The following is a 19545-nucleotide window of genomic DNA, read 5'->3' as shown; positions in this document are numbered from 1 at the left end:
TGTGGGTCACACTGGACCGGTGACACACAGCTTGCTGTTGGTCGACGACGAGCCGCGGATCCGCCGGGTCCTGCGGCTGGCCCTGGAGGACGAGGGCTACCAGATCGCCGAGGCCGCCAACGGGTACGACGCCATGGCCGCACTGCGCCGGGAGCCGCCGGACGTGGTGCTGCTGGACCTGATGCTGCCCGACCGCGACGGTTTCTCCGTCTGCCGCGAGATCCGCCGGGCCAGCGACGTACCGGTGATCATGGTGACCGCGCGGACCGACAGCCACGACGTGGTGGCCGGGCTCGAGGCGGGAGCGGACGACTACGTGACCAAACCGCTGGTGGCCAAGGAGCTGTCGGCCCGGATCCGGGCGCTGCTGCGCCGGGTCGAGCCGGCCAACGCGCGGCAGTCCGAGGTGCTGGTGGTCGGCGACCTGCGGATCGACGTGCTGGGCTACGAGGTGACCCGGGGCGACACCGTGCTGTCGCTGACCCGGACCGAGTTCAAGCTGCTCGCCGAGCTGGCCGGCGCCGAGGGCAAGGTGCTGAGCCGTGAGCAGCTGCTGTCGAAGGTGTGGGGCTACGGGTACTTCGGGGACAGCCGGATCGTGGACGTGCACATCCGCCGACTGCGGCTGAAGATCGAGCACGACCCGGCCAGCCCGACGCACCTGGTCACCGCGCGCGGCCTGGGCTACCGCTTGGTGAGCTGACCGGTGCGGAGGCGGCTGGCGCGGTGGGGGCGGCAACGGATCGGGCTCAGCCTGCGCGGCCGGGTCATGCTGGCCTACGGGCTGCTCGCGCTCGGACTGTCCGCGGTGCTCGCTCTCGTCACCTGGACCGTGGTCTCGGAGTACCTCACCGACCAGCGTGAGACGTCGGCGCAGGTGCAGACAGCCGACAACGCGGCAGCGTTCCAGTACGGCTTGTTCGGCCCACCGCAACCCTGCCGGCCGGACCGGGAGCACGTCGAGTGCGGCACCGCGACCCTCAAGCCGGACGTCAGCGTGATCGACCTGCTGAACAGCTTGCCGTCCACCGACTCGGCCTCCTCGATGGTGTTCTACGACGGCCAGTGGTACTCGATGACCGGGCGGCCGTCCGACCTGCCCGCCGACCTGCTCGAGCAGGTCCGCAACGGCAGTACGGCGCAACGCCGCCTGGTGGTCGGTGGTCAGCCGGTGCTCGCCGTCGGCGTACCGCTGCGCGGGCCAGGAGAGGTCTTCTTCGAGTGGCATCCGCTCGGCAGCCTGGACAACACGCTGCGGACGTTGAAGCTCACGCTGATCCTGGCCGGGCTCGTCACCGTGCTCATCGGTCTCGCGGTCGGACGGCTCGCGAGCACGCTGGCGCTGCGCCCGCTCGCCGCGCTGACCCGGGTCGCGGACGCGGTGGCGCGCGGACAGCTGGATGCCCGGCTGCAGGTCGAGGACGACCGCGACCTGCGTGGCCTGGCGCGGTCGTTCAACCAGACTGCGGCCGACCTGGAGCGCCGGGTGGCGGCCGACGCGCGGTTCGCCGGGGACGTCAGCCATGAGCTGCGGACGCCGCTGATGACGATGCTGAACTCGATGCAGCTGATCCAGAACCATCGCACCGAGCTGCCGGGCGCCGTACGAGAGCCGGTCGAGCTGCTCGGCGACGATCTCGAGCGCTTCCGGCGGCTGGTGATCGACCTGCTGGAGATCTCCCGGGACGACGGCGGCGACCGGGGCAGCCGGGAGATCGTCCGGATCGCCGATCTGGTCCGCGCCGCTGCGAACGCGGCCGCCGGGCGGGACGTGACGACTGTCGAGCCGGAGGCCGAGAGCCTGACGCTGCAGGCGGACAAGCGCCGGCTGGAGCGCGTGATCGCCAACCTGGTCGAGAACGCCGAGGACCACGCCGGCGGCTGCAAGGGCGTCGGGGTCGAAGCCGGCGGCCTGGGTGTCGTCATCACCGTCGACGACGCCGGGCCCGGCATCCCCGCGGCCGACCGGGACCGGATCTTCGAACGCTTCGGCCGTGGCGAGACCAGCAACCGCAGCCGCGGCGTCGGCCTCGGGCTGGCCATCGTCGCCCGGCACGTCCAGTGGCACCACGGCGCCATCACCGTCACCGACCGCCCCGGCGGCGGAGCTCGCTTCGTCGTCGAGCTCCCCGCCAAGACCACCTAGATGGTCCCGAATCGCGGTGTGATCCGGTTGGATGTGGACTCATGAAGATCGTGGTGTACGGCGCCGGCGGGATCGGGTGCTACGTCGGCGGAAGGCTGGCCGCGACCGGAGCGCCGGTGACGTTCGTCGGGCGGCAGCGCTTGGCGGACGAGTTGGCCACGCACGGGCTGCGGCTGACGGACTACCTCGGCGCGGATCTGCGGGTCGAGGCGGCGGACGTTCGGTACGAGACGTCACCCGCCGCGGCCGCCGAGGCGGATCTGGTCCTGGTGACGGTGAAGTCCGCGGCGACCGAGGGCGCGGCCGCCGAGCTCGCCGAAGTCCTCAAGCCCGGCGCGCTCGTCATCAGCTTCCAGAACGGCGTCCGCAACGGCGAACTGCTGCGAGAGCGGTTGACCGATCAGGCCGTGGTCACCGGGATGGTCCCGTTCAACGTGCTGAACCGGGGTGGTGGCGTCTTCCACCAGGGCACCGAGGGAGCGCTCGACATCCAGCGTCATCCGGGGCTGGCGCCGTACCTGGAAGCCTTCGCCAAGGCCGGGCTGCCGCTGACGCAGCACGACGACATCCTGCCGGTGCAGTGGGCGAAACTCCTGCTGAACTTGAACAATCCGATCAACGCGCTGTCCGACCTGCCGTTGCGGGACGAGCTGTCGCAGCGCTCGTACCGGCGCTGCCTGGCCGCGGCGCAGGCCGAGACGCTCGGGCTCCTGGATGCTGCCGGCATCGAACCGGCCAAGCTCCTGCCGGTCCCGATGCACCGCTTCCCGATGATCCTCCGGCTGCCGGACTTCCTGTTCCGTCGCCTTGCCGCCAAGATGCTCGCGATCGACCCGCTCGCCCGCACGTCGATGTGGGAGGACCTCCAGGCCGGCCGCACCACCGAGATCGACTACCTGAACGGCGAAGTCGTCCGCCTCGCCGACTCCCTCGGCCGCCCCGCTCCGGTCAACGCCAAACTCGTGCAGCTGATCCGCGAGGCCGAGACGAACCGCCGCCCGTGGCCCGGTCCGGATCTCCTCCGCGAGCTCCAGAGCTGATCTCGATATTTGCTACAAGTACTCTCGAATAATGATCGCCTACGACGTGGCAGTGGTCGGCGGAAGTGTAGCCGGGCTGCAGGCTGCGCTGACGATTGCGCGGGCGCGACTGCGGGTCGTGCTGTTCGACGACGGCCACCCGCGCAACCGGACGGCCGCGCACGTGCACAACTACCTGGGAGTGGGGAGTCCGTCGCCGGCCGAGCTACTCGCCGCCGGACGCCAACAGCTCGAGCAGTACGGCGTCGAGGTGCGGACTGCTCGCGTCAGCGAGATCAGCGACGACTTCGTGGTCGACCCGGTGGAGGGTCCGAGCGTGCAGGCGCGAGCGATCGTGCTCGCAACCGGGTTGCGCGACGAACTGCCGGATGTGCCAGGCGTCGCCGAGGCCTGGGGACGGTTGGTGGTCGCCTGTCCGCATTGTCACGGGTGGGAAGTTCGCGACCAGCCGCTGGTGCAGTTGGGCATGCGGGGCTTGCCGGATCGGTCGGTCGAACGCGCACTGTTGCTCAGCCGGTGGAGCGACGAGGTCGTGCTCTGCACCGACGGCGACGAGTTGAGCGACGAACAACTGGCTCGATTGCACACTGCCGGCGTGCGGGTGCGCGGGGAGAAGGTCGAGGCTGTGGTTAATGGTCGTGTCGTACTCGAGGGCGGTGATGTGCTGCTCCCAGCGGCTGTGTTCGTGGTCGTTCGCCAGCATCAGCAGAGTGATCTGGCGGCTCGCCTCGGTTGCCAGGTCGACGATGGCGCGGTGGTTGTCGACAGCAACGGCCGGACCACAGTCCCTGGCGTCTATGCGGTGGGAACGACCGCCGTACCGAGCCTCTTTGCGATCGGCGCGGCGGGCCACGCGAGCACGACGGCCGTCGCGCTGCACGCCGATCTGCTGGAGCGCGACCTCAAATCATAGGCGCGCGGCGGGTGGGAGGTCGGCCGGGTCGGCGGTGCGCCAGGCCAGCGGGTCGGGGCCGAGTCGGCGCAGCTCGGTGAGCTGGAGGACGCACCACGGAGACAGCTCCGGGAGGTCGAGCGGCCACTCGGCCCAGCGGTACGACGCGACTTCGCTCGGATTCGGCGTGGGGTCGCCGGTCCAGGGAACCCGGTAGACGGGACACAGCTCGTTCTCGACCACGCCGGTCGGCATCTCGGCGCGGTACCGGAACTCCGGCAGCACCAGGTCGACCAGGTCCGCGACGATCCCGAGCTCGTCGACGAGGCGGCGCCGTACCGCGTCCACCACCGGCTCGCCCGGAAGTGGGTGCCCGCAGCAACTGTTGGTCCACGCCCCGGGCCAGGTCGGTTTGTCCAACGCCCGTTGGGTGATCAGGACCCGGCCGGCCTCGTCGACGACGTAGCTGGAGAACGCCAGGTGCAACGGGGTCGCCGCATGGTGGACCGTCGCCTTGGCCTCGGTCCCGATCGCCCGGCCGGCCTCGTCCAGCAGCACAACGCGCTCCTCCGTCACAATCCAGGAGCCTAGTCGACGAGTCGTTTGCTACTGTGTCGAGCGTGATCAAGCGACGTGTGGCGTATCGACCGGCTCTGGGAGGGGCCGGCACTCGGTAGTACCCACACCTCGCTCCACCCAGAGCCTCCGGCACAGGAACCCGGTTCCTGTGCCTTCTTGTCGCCCGGAGGCGTCTGCGGGGTGCCTCCTGTCTCGAGAGGAATCCCATGGTCGAACCTCAGGTGGTGGTCGAGCGACTACGCCGTACCACCGACACCATCGTCGGCGAGAGCGAGCTGCTCGAACGGCTGGCCACGGGCCGGCAGCTGCGGATCAAGTACGGCGTCGACTGCACCGCGCCCGACCTGCACCTCGGACACGCGGTCAACCTGTGGATGATGCGCCAGCTGCAGGACCTCGGCCACCAGGTTGTCTTCCTGCTCGGCGACGTGACCACGCGGGTCGGCGACCCGACCGGCCGCTCCGAAACCCGACCGCAGCTCACCCCGGCGCAGATCGAGGCGAACGCGCAGTCCTTCCTCGAACAGGTGTCACTCGTGCTGCGCACCGACCCCGAGGTGCTGGAGATCCGCCGCAACTCCGAGTGGTACGACAGGATGGCCGTGGCGGAGCTGTTGAGCCTGTTCGGCCAGGTCACGCAGGCCCAGCTGATGGCTCGGGACATGTTCCGGGAGCGGGTCGCGGCCGGGCGGGAGATCGCGGTGCACGAACTGGTGTACCCGGTGCTGCAGGGATACGACAGCTTCGCGATGCGCAGCGATCTCACGATCGTGGGCTCGGACCAGCTGTTCAACGAGCAGCTCGGCCGGCACTTCCAGCAGCGACTTGGGGCGCCGCCGCAGGTGGTGATGACGACCACGATCACGCCGGGGATCGACGGCCGGGCGAAGCAGTCGAAGTCGCTGAACAACTACATCGGGCTGACCGACAGCCCGCGGGACAAGTTCGGCAAGCTGATGAGCATCCCGGACTCGCTGGTGGAGAGCTACGCGCACGTCTACACCGAGCTTGCCCTCGACACAGTCGCCGCTCTTGGTGCGGCCGCGTCCGCCGGTGGGCCGGCGGCACGCGACGCCAAGCTCCGGCTGGCCGCAGCCGTCGTCACCCGCTACCACGGCGCCGGCGCGGCCCGGGCCGAGCTCGAGTCGTTCACCCGCACGTTCTCAGAGGGCCACCAGCCGACCGACATCCCGGAGGTCCTGGTCCCGTCCCACACACCGACCGTTCTCGAACTCCTCCAGGCTGCACGCCCGTCCGACAGCAACTCCGCCCTCCGCCGCCTGATCCGCGCCGGCGCGGTAACCATCAACGGAACCCGAGCCGCCGATCCAGCCGACACCGTGGACCTGAGCGCCGACGTCGTACTCAAGTCCGGCCCACGCACCTGGCACCGGCTCAGCCATCGGCGGTCTCCGGAAGAAAGTGGTCACTGAGCGACCACCTTCTTCCGGAGAGCCGGTTATCCACAGGGGGTCTGCGGGGCGGGAGTGGGATCGGGGAGGGTGGGCGGATGGAGTGGTGGTGGGAGCGGCAACTCGCGGACGGTGGGCTGCACGCGCTCATCCACGACCAAGGCCGGATCGTCTCGCGAGCTCAGCTCCTGACAGCCGGCTGGACCGCGGCGCGGATCAGGCGGCCGTTGCGCAGCAGGCGATGGCAGACCGTCCATCCCGGTGTCTACGCGACACACACCGGGCCGATCGGGTACGACGAGAGGCTGCTGGCAGCGCTGCTGTACGCCGGACCCGACGCCGCGTGGAGCCATTACACCGCGGCGGAACAGCTCGGCCTGATCGCACCGGACCGCAATCGTCCGATTCACCTGACGATTCCGGAGCGGCGCCGGGTGGTGGCGCGGCCCGAGCTCGTCATTCACCGCGATGCGCACTGGGCCGACCGTCTCTCCCGGGTCGTCCCACCGCGGCGGACACCCGCGCACGCCGTACTGGATATCGTCGGCGTCACGCCGTCGCTGGAGCAGTCGGCGGCGCTCATCGCCGAGGCGTGCCAAAGCGGCCGAGTCAGTACGGTGGACATCCTGCAGGCCCTCGCCGATCGTCCGCGCCTGCGCCATCGCGGATCGCTGAGACCGATCATTGCCGATGTCGCCGCCGACTCACACTCGCTGGTACTGCGCCGTACCCACCCGGGCCTGGACGCCACGCCCTGCAGTCCGTCCTGCCCAGTGCGCTGACCTTTCCGGAAGGTCATTGCCACCTCGCGACACCTTCTTTCCGAAAACCTGGAGACCTACGGGTGGCGGGTGGGGACACTTGGCGGGTGGAAGTCAAGAGGGTTGAGGCGTTGGTGAGTGTGGGGGCCCGGTATGTGGGGCGCTTGCCGGCGTTCGAGGTGGGGCCGGCGTGGTGGTCGGAGGTCGAGGGGGTGACCCGTCGGCTCGAGCAGGTGCTGGGGGTGCGGACCGTCGTACTGCGGCTGGTGCATGCGGACGAGGACGTGATCGGTCGGGGCGGGCGGACCGTGTACCACGTGCAGGCGATGGGCGAACCCCGGTCCGGTGTGCTGGACGAGACGCCGTACGACGGCTGGGACGCGATCGTCGCGCCGCAGCCGCGGCGGGCAACGTGGGCCGAGGTGGACGGGCCGGAACGAATGGCCGAGTGGGCGCGGTCGATCATCGGACCGGGCGAGCCGGTCCAGGTGAAGACGTGGAACCTGTCGTGCCTGATGCGGTTCGACGGCGCGTGGGTCAAGGCGACGAGCCGGTTCGCCAGCGTGGACGCCGACATCATCGAGCAGGTCCAGCGGTACGACGAGACGCTCGCGCCGACCGTCCTCGGCCGGTCGATGGCGGACCGCTGGTCACTGCTCGCCCACGCCCCGGGAGTCGACTGCTGGGAACCCGATCCGGCCACCGTCGAGAACGTGGTCAGCCGGTGGGTCGCCGTACAGGCCCAACTCGCAGACGACCTCGACGGGTTGCGAGCGCCTCGAATGCTCCCGGATGGCCTGGCTGCTCAAGTCAGGCGTCTCCTCGACGTCGTCGAACTGCCCGCGACCGACCGCGTGGACGTCGAGGAACTGCTGACCCGACTGCCTGCGATGGTCGCCGACCTCCAGATCGCGGGACTGCCGATCACCTTGGTGCACGGCGACTTCCACCCCGGCAACTGGCGCTCGGACGGCACCGCGCGAGCGATCGTGGACTGGGCGGACACCTTCGTCGGACACCCGGCGACCGACATCTCGCGGCTGCTCGACTGGCTGCCGGAGGCCAAACGGGCCGATGCGCTCGACGTGTGGACGACCACGTGGAAGAAGCACCGACCGGACGCCGATCCCCCGCGCGCTCTCCGGCCGATGACGGTCCTGAACCATCTGATCTACGCCGTCATGTACCAGACCTTCCTCGACAACATCGAGCCCGACGAGCGCGTCTACCATCGGGACGACCCGCGCACGGAGCTTCAGGCAGCCGTGCAGGCCTACAGAAATGAGCTGGCATGACCGTTCTGGTGACAGGTGCGACCGGCAATGCAGGCGGCGCGGTGGTGGAGGCACTCGCGGCCGCGGGGCTGCCGGGGCGCGCGCTGGTGCGCAAGGAGGTCGCCCTGCCGGCGGGGATCGACCCGGTGTACGGCGATCTCAACCAGCCGGACACGTTCGTCGACGCGCTCGACGGTGTGACGGGCATCTTCCTGCTGAGCGGCTACGACCGGGTCGAGGAGTTGCTCGACAACGCCGTACGCGCGGGGGTCCGCAAGGTCGCGCTGTTGTCGAGCAGCTCACTGGACAGCGCGGACACCTCGAACGCCATCGCGGCCTACCATCACGCGGCCGAGGAAGCGGTGAAGGCATCCGGCCTCGAGTGGACCTTCCTCCGACCCAACTCCTTCATGTCCAACACCCTGCGCTGGCTGGACCAACTGCGCGCCGGCGACGTGGTCCGCGTGCAGTTCCCCGAGGTCCCGATCTCGACGATCCACCCCCTCGACATCGCCGACGTCGCGGTCCGCGCCTTGACCGAGGACCACGCCGGCGCCATCCACCGCCTGACCGGCCCGGTCGCCCTCACGCCGCCGGAGCAGGTGGCGATCCTTGGCGAGGCGCTCGGTCGTCCGCTGGCGCCGTACCCGATGAGCCGGGCGGAGACGCATGACGAACTGCAGGCCTCCATGCCCGCGCCGTACGCCGATGCGATCGAGAGCTTCTTCGGGGACGGCATCATCGACGAAACCTCGGTGAACGACACCGTCGCGATGGTCACCGGCCACGAACCCCGCACCCTGCAGGAGTGGACCCACTCGAACGCGAGCCTCTTCGCCTAGGTCGTCAGCGTGCGGAGGTGGGCGATCATCGTGTCCACCGCGGTCCGCAGCGGCGCGGGGTCGCGGCGGACCTGACTGAGCAGCAGGCCGCCCTGTACGGCGGCGAGCATGGCGACCGCGAGATCGCCGGGGTCGGCGGCCTCGCTCAGCTCGCCCCGCTTCTGCATCCGGACCAGACCGTCGCGGATCAGTTCCTCCCACCGGGCGAAGGCGTTGGCCAGCTGCACGCGGGCGACCGGGTCGCTCTCGGCGAGGTCGCTGGCGAGGGAGCCGAGCGGGCAGCCGCCGGCGCACTGCGTCTCGGTCAGGATGCCGACCATCAGGTCACGCCACTGGCTGAGTGACCCGAGGGTGTCGAGCTCGTCGAGCCCCTGGTGCTGGACGTCCATCACCCGGCCGGTCTGGTACTCGATGACCGCGAGCACCAGCGCGTTCTTCCCCGGGAAGTAGTGGTACAGCTGCGACGGGCTGACCCCGGCCGCGGCCTGGATGTCCTCGATCGTCGTCCGCGCGACCCCTTGCTCGAGCATGAGCTGGGACGCCGCCGCGACGATCCGGTCCCGGGTCGCCTGTCCCTTCTTCGTCAGTCCCACGGCACCCAGCATAGCTTTTTGGAGTTGATACTCCAATTTCTCCGGCGAAGGATTGGAGCAATTACTCCAACTACCGAACAGGACTGCGATGACTCAGGACTTTGCCGGGCAGACTGCGTTGGTCACCGGCGGAAACAGCGGGATCGGGCGCGAGGTCGCGAATCAGCTCGCCCAGCGGGGTGCGCACGTGGTGATCAGCGGCCGGGACGTGGCCCGGGGCACCGCCGCGGTCGAGGCGATCCGGGGCGCGGGCGGGCGGGCCGACTTCGTGCAGGCGGACCTGGCCGATCTCGACAGCGTCCGGTCGCTGGCCAAGCAGGCGATCGCGCTGGGTCGCGGACGGGTCGACGTACTGATCAACAACGCGGGGTTGTTCCCGTTCGCGCCGACGGCCGAGGTCGCGGCCGCGGACTTCGACGAGGTGTACGCCGTCAACGTGCGCGCACCGTTCTACCTGGTCGCCGAGCTCGCGCCGCTGATGGCCGAGCACGGCCGCGGCTCGATCGTCAACCTGACCACGATGGTCGCGTCGTTCGGGATGGCCGGCGCGGCGCTGTACGGCTCCAGCAAGGCGGCGCTGCAGCTGCTGACCAAGGCGTGGGCGGCGGAGTTCGGGCCGGACGGCGTGCGCGTGAACGCGGTCAGCCCGGGGCCGACCCGAACGGAAGGGACCGCGGTGCTCGGCGACGGGCTGGGCGACCTGGCCGGCACCACCCCACTCAACCGCGTCGGCACTCCCTCCGAGATCGCCGCCGGAATCGTCTTCCTGGCCTCAGAAGAAGCCGCCCTCGTGCACGGCGCCACACTCCCGATCGACGGTGGCCGTCTCGCGGTCTAGTCGTCGACCTGAATGACGCAGAACTCGTTGCCTTCGGGGTCGCGGAGGACGATGAAGCCGTGCTCGTCGGGTCGCCGATCTCGGCCGGTCTGGCCTTCATGGCTTCCTCCAGAAACCCATGCGGGGTGCCGTGTGGTCGAAGGTGGCGGGCAAGGGACCGCGGGTGAGTTTGGCTCGGGTGTGCGGGTCCAGGTCGAGGTCGTAGTTGGAGGTGAGGTGGTGGGCTGCGGTGCTGGTGGTGAGGAGTACGACGTTCCTGCCCGGACAGACCGCCGGGCCTTCGCTGAACGGGATCAGCGGCCACGACCCGTCCGAGCGGCCGTCGAGCCAGACCTCGGGGACGAAGTCGTTCGCGAAGTCCAGCGCCTCGTCGTCGCGGTGGAAGACCGAGCTCACGATGGCGAACTCGGTCCCGGGCGGCGCCGTACCCGCATCCCAGAAGGTCTCGGTCCGGCCTTCGCGCAGTACGACGAGCGTCGTCGGCCACAAGCGCAGCGACTCCAGAACAGCGCCGCCGGCGTACGCCCGCAGCGGAGAGTCGTCCTTGGCGATCTGCTCGGCGACGTCAGGCCTCGTCGCGAGTACGGCGAGCAGTCGCCACAGCGCAATGCCCGCGGCGTCGAAGGCGAACAACCAGTGCGGCACCTGACCGGCCGGATCGAGCCCTCCCCCGGGCGCCACGGTCCGGCTGTCCCGCTTGATCGAGCTCAGCATCAGCGCATCGACGAGACTGCCGGGCGCGTCGTGCTCGACGTACTCGGCCAGCTTTCGATCGAGCCGCTGCCGCGCGTTCCGGTTGCGTGGATGCAGCGTCGCCCAGTTGGCGTTCGACCGCAGGACGTCGAGCAGGTCGGTGAGCTCGGTGTCGTCGCGGGCCTCGTCGCCGAGCACGATCCGGCGGACGATCCGCGACCAGACCGCCCGGAAGTCGGTCCAGCCGAACGTCCCTTCGAGCTGGAGCTCCTCGGTGATGGCGGCGGTCATCGACTCGGCGTGGCGATGGACCGGCTGGTGGGTGTCGAGCGCTTCCTCGTTCAGCTCGCGGCGCGGTGCCCGCAGCGGCGGGTCGGTGGCCAGGACGGCGTGCGGCTGGAAGTGGTTCAGCGCGCCGACCTTGTCACTGGTTGCCGCGGAGAACGGTTCGGGGGTCTCGTGCAGGATGCGGTGGACGTGGCCGGGGTCCAGGACGAGCGCGATGGTCCGGCCCGGAAGGCGGATCAGCAGCGGCCCCTCGCCGTACTTGTCCCGCAGCGCCCGCACCCGGCGGAGCGCGTGGTCGTCGGCGTGCAGGAGCTCGGCCGATCTGGAGGCCGCCGGGCGACGCAGGATCGCGCCTTGCGCAACCACCGGCAGCAGTACGTCGCGGATCGCCCGGGCGGCGTCCGGAAACGTCGCAGTGGGGAGCATGGCCGCCCTGTGCCCGAGCCGGCCGGTGACAAACTCAGGCGTTGGGGCCCAGGGCGGCGACGTACTCGGTGCCGGAGCAGGTGGTGCCGAGCCGCGGGAAGATCATCGACACCGCGAGCTCGTGGGCCCGGCCGTCCAGCCCGGTCATCGCGTCCGTGATGTAGACGGTGTCGTAGCCGAGGTCGTCCGCGGCCCGGCCGGTGGACTCGACGCCGAAGTTCGTCGCGATCCCGGCCAGCGCGACCGTCTCGATCCCGCGGGTCTGGAGCTCGTGGTCCAGCTCGGTCCGGCCGAACGCGCCGATCGTCCGCTTCACGATCTCCAGATCACCCGGCTCCGGCGCCGCGCCGGGCGCGAACCCGCTGCCCTCCGGCTGCACCTCGACCCCGGGCCGTTCCACCCGCACATTCACGACCAACCCGCCGACGGACCGTGTCGCCTTCGCGAGCGCCACGCATCGCTCAAGCACTTCCGGACCGCTCAGCGGCGCCGTCTCCAGCGCCACGATCCGCGGCATCAGGTCGATCAGAACCAGTGCGGTACTGCGGGGGTCAAGGCTGAGTGTGGTCACCCACCGAGACTATCGGCCAGGGTTTCGGCGAACGCGACGTCCCGCTCGGTTCCGGAGAACCCGAGCCGCCACCGGCCACCGTCGTACGAACCCGGTGGGAGTGGCCGTCCTCCCGGCTGCCAGAGCGGCTGCCAGGCGACCGAGCCGTTCGGCGGGTCGTACCAGTGGTTGTCCGCGGACCACGCCGAGCCCGGCCGGTACGCCGTCACGACACTGAGTCCGCCGCCGGTCGCCATCGACCACCGCGGCAGCCCTGGGACGTCGCCGTTCCGCCCGAAGCCGCCGGGGTCATCCTGGTCGGCCAGCGCCGAGTCGACGTTCAGCGCGACCTCCCAGACCGGAGCGTTCGTGTCGTCGTGCACCGTCCAGTCGAGCCTGGTGTCGAACGTGGTCGCGCCGAAGTCGAACGACCAGTCTGCCGTGACCGGCTCGTCCCCGAAGGAGATGCCGCGCAGTCTCAGCGACGATCTGCCGGCGTCCACGCGCGCCGCCGGACCGCTGAGGTCGGTCGCGCCGAAGTTCCCGACCGCAAGGTACGGCGCGGTCGAGCGGCCGCTCGAGTCCAGGACCGGACGGTAGTCACGGCGACCGTCCGGGTCGACCTGCAGACCGGTCAGCGCCGCGCGTGGACTCGTCTCGATCGTCGCCCGGTAGTTCGCCGTACTCACCACACGGCCCTTCGTCACCTGCACCTTGGCAAAATCGAGCGGCGCGACGAACAGACCGCCCTTCCCCCAACCGGCTCCGGTGGCGTACCAGTCGCTGCCGTCCTGGACGACCTCCGCCGCGTGTGCCGGGATCGTCCCGGCCAGCTGATCGACCGTGAAGTGCAGCGGGTCCTTGCTCTTGTACACCTTGGTGACTTCGTAACCGCCGTCGCAGCAGACGAACAAGTACCAGTCACTGCCGCGCTGCACGACGTACGGCGACTCCGTCGGGCCACCGAACGTCCCCGTCACCGGGTGCTGGAACGCCGTCCGCCGCTCGCTCCAGTTCTTCAGGTCAGGACTGGTGCGGTAGGCAACGATGTGGTTGCCGCCGGCCGGGGTCGAGTTGGCCGTGTAGTACATCACCCACTGGTCGCCGACCTTGCGCACCATCGGGTCCCGCCCGTCGAATCCGTCGGTGAACAACGGGTTCGCCGCGTCCCGGGTCCAGTGCACGAGATCGGTCGATGTCGCGAGGTGCATCCGGTACGCCGTGTGGTCCGGCGTGCCGGCGGCGTAGAACATGTAGTACGTCCCGGCCTCGTACAGCACGTACGGGGCCCAGATGTGGCTCTCGCCCGCCGCCGGATCGGCGACCAGCGCAGGTGGTTGCTTGGTCCACGGACCGTTGGGTGTCGGCGCGGTGGCGTGCCCGAAGCTCTTTTCGTCGAGCGGGTTCGCCGGCTCGGCATGCGTGATCGCGAACACGTGCCAGACGCCGGTCTCACGGTTCTGCACCAGCGTGTGATCGTTGTAGTACCAGGGCCCGGTCTCGCCGACACTCGGGTCGTAGACCTTGGTGAACGGCCCGGCCGCAACCACCTTGTCGACTTCGACGTACGGCGTGATGCGCACCTGATCGGGAGACGCCGCGGCCTGCAGCGGCGTCGTGAGGAATGCCAAGCCGACAATTGTGGCAAGAACCTTGCGGATCATGAGTTGAGCACCAGGTCGAGGAAGTCGAGGCCGACCAGGTAGCCGGTCGCGGCCGGGTTCTTCCCGGTCAGCGTGATGGTGAGCTGATGGCTGCCTGCGGTGAGTTGCGCGGTCCCCAGATCCACTTGCTGCGTGCTCACTCCGGCCGCCACGTAGCCGTCGAACGTCACCTTGGCTCCCGCCACCTCGAGCTCCGCGATGCCGTAGTCGGCGGCCTTGGTGAGGACCGTCGACAGGTCGTAGGAGCCGGTGGTCGGGACGGTGAACCCGAGGACGACCTTGTCGCCGGCCTTGGTTCCGTGGATCCAGGCCTGGGTGCCGTTCGACCAGCTCACCCCGCAGCAGTTGCCTTGCGGATCCACCGGCACGGTCGAGGAAACCGGCGGCAGCATCGACTCACCCTCGACCCGCAGCGTGTTGCCGGTCGTCGCCTGGGCGACCGCCGACTTCGCGCCGGTGTGTCCGGCGAGATCGACCGCGGCGACCCGGTACGACCAGGTCTCGTGCAGCCCGAGATCCCGGTGCAGGAACCCGGGCAGCGGGCTCGTGCCGATCAGCTTCTCGGAGCCGCCGGCCTTTGTGCCATAGACCTTGTACTGCGCGACGCCGCTCTCGTCGACCGCGTCGGACCAGCGAACGTCGATCGCGTTGTTCGTCCGCCCGGCCGCAGTCACTGCGGCAACCGCGCCGGGCGCACGGTTGTCGCCGTACGGGAGGACCAGGGACTGGACGACGTACGACGATGCCGTCCAGCTCGGCCCGGTCGGGCGGAGCTCGATGTCGAGCTCGGTGCGACCGAAGGTGAGTACCGAAGGCAACTGGTAGTTGTCGTCCAGCCAACGCTGCCGATCGTTGCCGAGCGGCTGCAGCCAGGTGCCGGCGTCCTTGCCGTCGACGAACACCTTGGCCGATTGGCCGGAGGTGTTTTGGTCACTCGTCCTGCGTAACGTCACGCCGCGGTTGGCCGGGTCGATCGTCACGCTGAACTTGATCGGCTGGGTCGTCGACCGGACCTGGTCGGTCAGCACGATGTCGTCGTACTCACCTTCGTACACGGACGTCAGCTCAGTTTGTGTCGCGGTGTCGACGTACCCGTGCTGCTGCCGGCTCTGCGCCGAGCCGGTGTCGACCCGGTCGGTCTCGCGCGCGCCGAATTGCGCGGCGGTGTAGAGGAACGCCGTCGAGCCGTAGATCGCCGGGTGATCGTCCTGCTGGCCGTGCTCGATGCTGAAGTCGAGCAGGTTCTGGAACCCGATCGCGTCGGTGATGTGCAACCGCCAGGCGCCGTCGCACTCATAGGTGCAGAACCCGGCCTTGACCTCGTGTGCGGAGTTGCCGTGGAACGGGGTCGAGTAGGTGCCGGCGTTGAAGTACCAGCCGGACTCGTAGTAGTCCTCGGTCCCGGTGCCGTGGATCGCCGGCGTCCGCTCGCCGTCGACGTACACCCGCTCGTCACCCTCGAGGTAGCCGCGCGTGTTGCCGTCGGCAAGCAAACCTTCCATCGTCTGGGAGACGCCGACGAACTTCCCGCGCCCACTCACGTCCGCGAACGTCCAGTCGCTGCCCTGCGTGGTCTCGCCGCGATGCGAGATCGCGGTGAAGTAGCCGGTCTTCCCGGTCAGCAGGTCGACCGCCTTGCGCGCGTCCCGCGCCGTCGTCGTCTCGGCCTGCCCGGTCAGTGGGTACGTCGACTTGTTGACCAGAGTGACCGTGGCACGGGCGGCGTACGGCATCGGCCACCAGGACGAGTACCAGCCGTCGGGGTCCATCGCGAAGAACAGCGAGCGGACCGGGTTCTCGCCGAGACCGGAGCCGAAGAACTCCCCGATCGGGGCGTCGACGCGCTTCTTGCCGTCGATCGTCACCTGCACCCGGACACCGGCCAGCAGCGAGTCGGACGGCTTGACGCGGGCCGCGTCCTCCTCGGTCGCGGCGTACGCCATCGAGTGCATGCCGCTCCAGTTCTGCTTGGTGATGACGTAGCCGTGCGCCTGCTCCTCCGCGAGGTGGTTCGGGCCGAGGTCGAGGGTGTCGGTGCGCTTCGCCGTACCGCCGACGATCGAGTCGGCCCAGTAGGTGAACTCGTTGAAGTCGAGGTCGGACGAGACGAACTCGTTGGTAATCGTGAGCTGCGACTTGCCGGCGGTCAGCGCGGCCGGGAGGTCGACGACCTGGTCGTGCCACTGCGCGCCCTCTGCCTTCAACGGCGCCCACTCGCCCGCCTCGACGCCGTCGACGAGCACCTTCGCCCGCTGGTTGCCGATCCGTAGGTCCATCCGGCGGATCAGCTGCACGCCGGTGTTGGCCGGATCGACCTTGACCGTGAATTTGCTGCTGCCGGTGAACGCGCGTCCGTCGTCCGCGAACGACTTCAGGTCGAGGCCGACGATCTCGGGCAGCTTGAGCCGCAGCGCGCTCAGCTCACCTGCTCCCGTGGTGTCGGCCAGCGTGATCTGCTTGCCGGGGGCAAGGTTCAGGCTCGTGGTCCTGGTCTGGCTGTTGGGCTGGGCCGGCTTGGGGTCCTTCGTGCCGGACGCCTTCAGCAGCGCGACGACGTCCTCGGCCTTGTCGGCCGGGTCGAAGGTGCGGATGCCGCTCGCGTCGGGGAACTCGCGGTAGCCGACGTGGTAGAAGTACGGGTTGCTCTGGGTGGTGATGCGCATCGAGCGCTGGTAGGGCATCGGCACCCGGACGTAGACGCCGCCGCTGGTCTCCTCCGCGTTCGCGACCAGCGGGAACACGAACGGCGCGCCCAGCTTGCCGTCGGCGAGGTCCTGCAGGGACGTGTGGATCACCTGCTTGCCGTCGAGCTCGATCGTGATCGTGCCGGTCTTGGTGACGTTGCCGTCGTCCCGGGTGAACCAGATCGTCCCGACCTCGCCCGGGCCTTCGTCCTCGGCGATCACGCAGCCCTGCGCGGTGGTCCGCACGCAGGAGTACTTGCCGTCGAAGCCGTCGTTGTTGGTTCCGTCGCGGCCGAAGCTGGAGAACTGCTTGGTCCGGACGCCGGTCTGGAGCTCGGGCAGGCGGTCGAGATTGCGGTACACGTCCCAGCCGACCGGGCCGTTCAGCGCCGCATGCTTGGCGGCTTGCTCGGCGGCTTCCTTGGCGGCTTCCGTGGCGGCTTCCTTGGCGGCTTCCTTGGCGGCTGACGCCGTACTCGGGGTGGTCAGAACAGGGAGGGCGAGCAGCGCGCTGAGGGCGAGCGCGGCGACACGACGGAGCATGTGGGCGGCCTTCCGACTTCGTGGGAAATCGATTTCTGAGATGTCTACCATCGCGATCGGGTGGTTGAGAAGACCTCGCGGGCAAATTGGCTGGCCGTCCCACGGGTCGGGCCCGCCGGATCGCGCCCTTGCCGCGCGCGACAGACTGGGTCCCGACACCACACTGACCAGCGGGAGATTCGATGAGTTCTGCTCCAGCCCAGATCGCCGTCACCGGCCTCGCGGTGATGGGCCGCAACCTGGCCCGGAACCTGGCGCGCAACGGGTTCCGTGTCGCCGTCCACAACCGGTCGCAGAGCCGGACCGACGCCCTTGTCAAGGAGTTCGGCCACGAGGGCGAGTTCGTCCCCGCCGCCGACCTGCCCGCGCTGGTCGCGTCGCTGGAGCAGCCGCGCAAGATCATCATCATGGTCAAGGCGGGCGAGCCGACCGACGCGGTCATCGACGAGCTGGTGCCGCTGCTGGACGAGGGCGACATCGTCGTCGACGCCGGCAACGCGCACTTCGCCGACACCCGGCGCCGGGAGACCGCGCTGCGCGAGAAGGGCCTGCACTTCGTCGGCAGCGGCGTGTCCGGCGGCGAGGAGGGCGCGCTGAACGGCCCGAGCATCATGCCCGGCGGCTCCCCGGAGTCGTACGCGGCGCTCGAGCCGATGCTGACCAAGATCTCCGCGCACGTGAACGGCGAGCCGTGCTGCGTGCACGTCGGGCCGGACGGCGCCGGTCACTTCGTCAAGATGCTGCACAACGGCATCGAGTACGCCGACATGCAGCTGATCGCGGAGGCGTACGACCTGCTCCGGCACGTCCTGGGTCTGTCGCCGGCCGAGCTGGCCGACGTGTTCCGGGAGTGGAACACCGGCGACCTCGAGTCGTTCCTGATCGAGATCACTGCCGAGGTGCTCAGCCAGACCGACCCGACCACGGGCGGCTCGTTCGTGGACGTCGTACTGGACCAGGCGGAGCAGAAAGGCACCGGTCGGTGGACCGTGCAGTCTGCGCTCGACCTGGGCATCCCCGTGAGCGGCATGGCCGAGGCCGTGTTCGCCCGGTCGCTGTCGGGCGACGTCGTACGGCGTACTGCTGCCGCCGGCGTGCTGCCGGGGCCGGCCGACACGAAGGCGGACGTGGACCGGGACGCGTTCATCGAGGACGTGCGGCACGCGCTGTACGCGTCGAAGCTGGTCGCCTACGCGCAGGGATTCGACGCGATCCGGGCGGCGAGCGAGCAGTACGGATGGGACATCGACCTGGGTGCGATGGCGACGATCTGGCGGGGCGGATGCATCATCCGGGCGCGCTTCCTGGACCGCATCAAGGAGGCGTACGACCGGAACGCCGACCTGCCGTCGCTGCTCGTCGACGACTACTTCAAGGACGCCGTCTCGAACGGTCAGGAGGCTTGGCGTCGAGTGGTCGCCACGGCTGCGACCGTCGGCGTACCGGCGCCTGGGTTCTCGGCCGCACTGTCGTACTACGACGGTCTGCGGGCGGAGCGGCTGCCGGCTGCGCTGATCCAGGGTCTGCGTGACCTGTTCGGCGCGCACACCTACCGGCGGACGGACCGCGAGGGGACCTTCCACCTCGAGTGGTCGGGCGACCGGTCGGAGACGCAAAGCTGAGGTTTGATGTGGTGTGGCGGATTGGCGCTGGGCTTCGAACGTATGTTCTAATAGACGCTCAGCGCCAGCCCGCTCACGGCGGGCGATGTTCAGAAGGAGATCGCCGCAACGATGACTGTAGACACTCTGGCAGTAGAAGCGCCGTCTGACGTCGCCGACACTCCCGACACCGTTGGCCCGGCTGCCGACCCGGCGCCGGCTTCCGAGGTTGTCGAGGCTCCCGAGGCTGTTGTGGCCGCGGAGAAGCCGAAGAAGGCTCCGGCGAAGAAGGCGGCCGGCAAGAAGACCAAGACCCTCGAGCTGACGCTGACCGTCACCGGCACGGCCGACGGCGAGTGGCACGCCGAGCTCAAGCAGGGCACCACCTACCTGGCCCGCAACCTCGCCGTCGCGGCCGCCGCGGTCTCCCGCGCCGCCAAGGAGCTGCACGAGGACCTCTCCACCCCGATCGACGAGGTCATCGAAGCCGCCCGCGAGCAGCAGGCCGCCAAGGTAGCCGCCCTCGAAGCCGAACTGGAAGCCGCCCGCAAAGCCCTCGCCGACCTCGACTGACCTCCCCCGCGGCCTGTTCCACGGGCCTGCCTCAGCCAGGGGCTCGGCCTGTTCCACAACCGCTGTCGTTTGGTGGGTTAAAACCCGCCCAGCGGGCGTATCGATCGCACAACCCCCACCCGGGGGGTAATTAAACAAACACATCG

The 19545-nt window shown here is 69.5% G+C and carries 17 protein-coding genes; 11 read left to right on the top strand and 6 right to left on the bottom strand.

Features of this window, described 5'->3' with window-relative positions; all coding sequences use genetic code 11:
- Positions 1-19 precede the first annotated feature (19 nt).
- Genes AB0H36_RS19860 through AB0H36_RS19845 form a run of 4 tightly spaced genes read left to right on the top strand, consistent with a single transcriptional unit; the run spans position 20 to position 4099 of the window.
- A complete protein-coding gene (locus AB0H36_RS19860; protein WP_360524932.1) occupies positions 20-703 on the top strand; it encodes a response regulator transcription factor in 684 nt (227 codons plus the stop codon).
- Positions 704-706: 3 nt separating this feature from the next.
- Entirely contained in the window at positions 707-2146 is a 1440-nt protein-coding gene (locus tag AB0H36_RS19855; protein ID WP_360524929.1) for a HAMP domain-containing sensor histidine kinase, read from the top strand.
- Between the two features lie 41 nt (positions 2147-2187).
- Positions 2188-3186 carry a 2-dehydropantoate 2-reductase gene (locus tag AB0H36_RS19850; protein ID WP_360524926.1) on the top strand — a complete coding sequence of 333 codons (999 nt, stop codon included), beginning with the start codon at positions 2188-2190 and terminating at the stop codon, positions 3184-3186.
- Positions 3187-3217: 31 nt separating this feature from the next.
- The gene (locus tag AB0H36_RS19845) at positions 3218-4099 is read left to right on the top strand and encodes an NAD(P)/FAD-dependent oxidoreductase (RefSeq protein WP_360524923.1); all 882 of its coding nucleotides are present in this window, start codon (positions 3218-3220) and stop codon (positions 4097-4099) included.
- On the opposite strand, the gene idi is transcribed toward AB0H36_RS19845, so the two are convergent.
- A complete protein-coding gene (gene idi, locus AB0H36_RS19840) occupies positions 4094-4654 on the bottom strand; it encodes an isopentenyl-diphosphate Delta-isomerase (RefSeq protein ID WP_360524920.1) in 561 nt (186 codons plus the stop codon). The two genes, AB0H36_RS19845 and idi, sit on opposite strands and share 6 nt — an antisense overlap.
- 209 nt (positions 4655-4863) lie before the next feature.
- On the opposite strand from idi, the gene tyrS reads away from it, so the two are divergent.
- The 4 genes from tyrS (at position 4864) to AB0H36_RS19820 (ending at position 8946) form a co-directional block, all read left to right on the top strand.
- Positions 4864-6090: a tyrosine--tRNA ligase gene (tyrS, locus tag AB0H36_RS19835; RefSeq protein ID WP_360524917.1), complete on the top strand. Its 1227-nt coding sequence runs from the start codon at positions 4864-4866 to the stop codon at positions 6088-6090.
- 77 nt (positions 6091-6167) lie between these two features.
- The gene (locus AB0H36_RS19830) at positions 6168-6851 is read left to right on the top strand and encodes a hypothetical protein (protein WP_360524914.1); all 684 of its coding nucleotides are present in this window, start codon (positions 6168-6170) and stop codon (positions 6849-6851) included.
- 86 nt (positions 6852-6937) lie between these two features.
- Positions 6938-8125 (top strand): aminoglycoside phosphotransferase family protein, encoded by a 1188-nt coding sequence (locus AB0H36_RS19825; RefSeq protein WP_360524911.1) that lies wholly within the window; start codon positions 6938-6940, stop codon positions 8123-8125.
- Entirely contained in the window at positions 8122-8946 is an 825-nt protein-coding gene (locus AB0H36_RS19820) for an NAD(P)H-binding protein (RefSeq protein WP_360524908.1), read from the top strand. Before AB0H36_RS19825 ends, AB0H36_RS19820 begins: the two co-directional genes overlap by 4 nt.
- Here the strand turns inward: AB0H36_RS19820 and AB0H36_RS19815 are convergent.
- Positions 8943-9539, bottom strand: coding sequence for a TetR/AcrR family transcriptional regulator (locus AB0H36_RS19815; RefSeq protein WP_360524905.1), 597 nt, complete (start codon positions 9537-9539; stop codon positions 8943-8945). The genes AB0H36_RS19820 and AB0H36_RS19815 overlap by 4 nt on opposite strands.
- Positions 9540-9627: 88 nt before the next feature.
- On the opposite strand from AB0H36_RS19815, the gene AB0H36_RS19810 reads away from it, so the two are divergent.
- A complete protein-coding gene (locus tag AB0H36_RS19810) occupies positions 9628-10377 on the top strand; it encodes an SDR family oxidoreductase (protein ID WP_360524902.1) in 750 nt (249 codons plus the stop codon).
- 96 nt (positions 10378-10473) lie between these two features.
- Here AB0H36_RS19810 and AB0H36_RS19805 read toward each other — a convergent pair whose 3' ends face one another.
- Genes AB0H36_RS19805 through AB0H36_RS19790 form a run of 4 tightly spaced genes read right to left on the bottom strand, consistent with a single transcriptional unit; the run spans position 10474 to position 17225 of the window.
- Complete coding sequence (locus AB0H36_RS19805; RefSeq protein WP_360524899.1) at positions 10474-11784, bottom strand: cytochrome P450; 1311 nt, start codon at positions 11782-11784, stop codon at positions 10474-10476.
- Positions 11785-11818: 34 nt separating this feature from the next.
- Positions 11819-12355: an isochorismatase family protein gene (locus AB0H36_RS19800; RefSeq protein ID WP_360524896.1), complete on the bottom strand. Its 537-nt coding sequence runs from the start codon at positions 12353-12355 to the stop codon at positions 11819-11821.
- Positions 12352-13965: a family 43 glycosylhydrolase gene (locus AB0H36_RS19795; protein ID WP_360524893.1), complete on the bottom strand. Its 1614-nt coding sequence runs from the start codon at positions 13963-13965 to the stop codon at positions 12352-12354. Before AB0H36_RS19795 ends, AB0H36_RS19800 begins: the two co-directional genes overlap by 4 nt.
- 29 nt (positions 13966-13994) lie before the next feature.
- The gene (locus AB0H36_RS19790) at positions 13995-17225 is read right to left on the bottom strand and encodes a DUF2961 domain-containing protein (protein ID WP_360524890.1); all 3231 of its coding nucleotides are present in this window, start codon (positions 17223-17225) and stop codon (positions 13995-13997) included.
- A gap of 182 nt (positions 17226-17407) precedes the next feature.
- On the opposite strand from AB0H36_RS19790, the gene gndA reads away from it, so the two are divergent.
- Both gndA and AB0H36_RS19780 read left to right on the top strand, forming a co-directional pair.
- Positions 17408-18847: an NADP-dependent phosphogluconate dehydrogenase gene (gene gndA / locus AB0H36_RS19785; RefSeq protein WP_360524887.1), complete on the top strand. Its 1440-nt coding sequence runs from the start codon at positions 17408-17410 to the stop codon at positions 18845-18847.
- A 111-nt stretch (positions 18848-18958) separates the two neighbouring features.
- Positions 18959-19399: a DUF6319 family protein gene (locus AB0H36_RS19780; RefSeq protein WP_360524884.1), complete on the top strand. Its 441-nt coding sequence runs from the start codon at positions 18959-18961 to the stop codon at positions 19397-19399.
- Positions 19400-19545 lie beyond the last annotated feature (146 nt).

Source organism: Kribbella sp. NPDC050820, assembly GCF_040653975.1.
Taxonomy (GTDB): domain Bacteria; phylum Actinomycetota; class Actinomycetes; order Propionibacteriales; family Kribbellaceae; genus Kribbella.
Note: the sequence above shows the minus strand (reverse complement) of the source record. Positions and strands in the feature narration are given on the sequence as shown.

Coding starts and splice junctions, on each gene's coding strand:
- AB0H36_RS19850 (WP_360524926.1), top strand. CDS start 2,188: ATGAAGATCGTGGTGTACGGCGCCGGCGGGATCGGGTGCTACGTCGGC.
- AB0H36_RS19845 (WP_360524923.1), top strand. CDS start 3,218: ATGATCGCCTACGACGTGGCAGTGGTCGGCGGAAGTGTAGCCGGGCTG.
- tyrS (WP_360524917.1), top strand. CDS start 4,864: ATGGTCGAACCTCAGGTGGTGGTCGAGCGACTACGCCGTACCACCGAC.
- AB0H36_RS19830 (WP_360524914.1), top strand. CDS start 6,168: ATGGAGTGGTGGTGGGAGCGGCAACTCGCGGACGGTGGGCTGCACGCG.
- AB0H36_RS19820 (WP_360524908.1), top strand. CDS start 8,122: ATGACCGTTCTGGTGACAGGTGCGACCGGCAATGCAGGCGGCGCGGTG.
- AB0H36_RS19810 (WP_360524902.1), top strand. CDS start 9,628: ATGACTCAGGACTTTGCCGGGCAGACTGCGTTGGTCACCGGCGGAAAC.
- AB0H36_RS19805 (WP_360524899.1), bottom strand. CDS start 11,784: ATGCTCCCCACTGCGACGTTTCCGGACGCCGCCCGGGCGATCCGCGAC.
- AB0H36_RS19790 (WP_360524890.1), bottom strand. CDS start 17,225: ATGCTCCGTCGTGTCGCCGCGCTCGCCCTCAGCGCGCTGCTCGCCCTC.
- gndA (WP_360524887.1), top strand. CDS start 17,408: ATGAGTTCTGCTCCAGCCCAGATCGCCGTCACCGGCCTCGCGGTGATG.
- AB0H36_RS19780 (WP_360524884.1), top strand. CDS start 18,959: ATGACTGTAGACACTCTGGCAGTAGAAGCGCCGTCTGACGTCGCCGAC.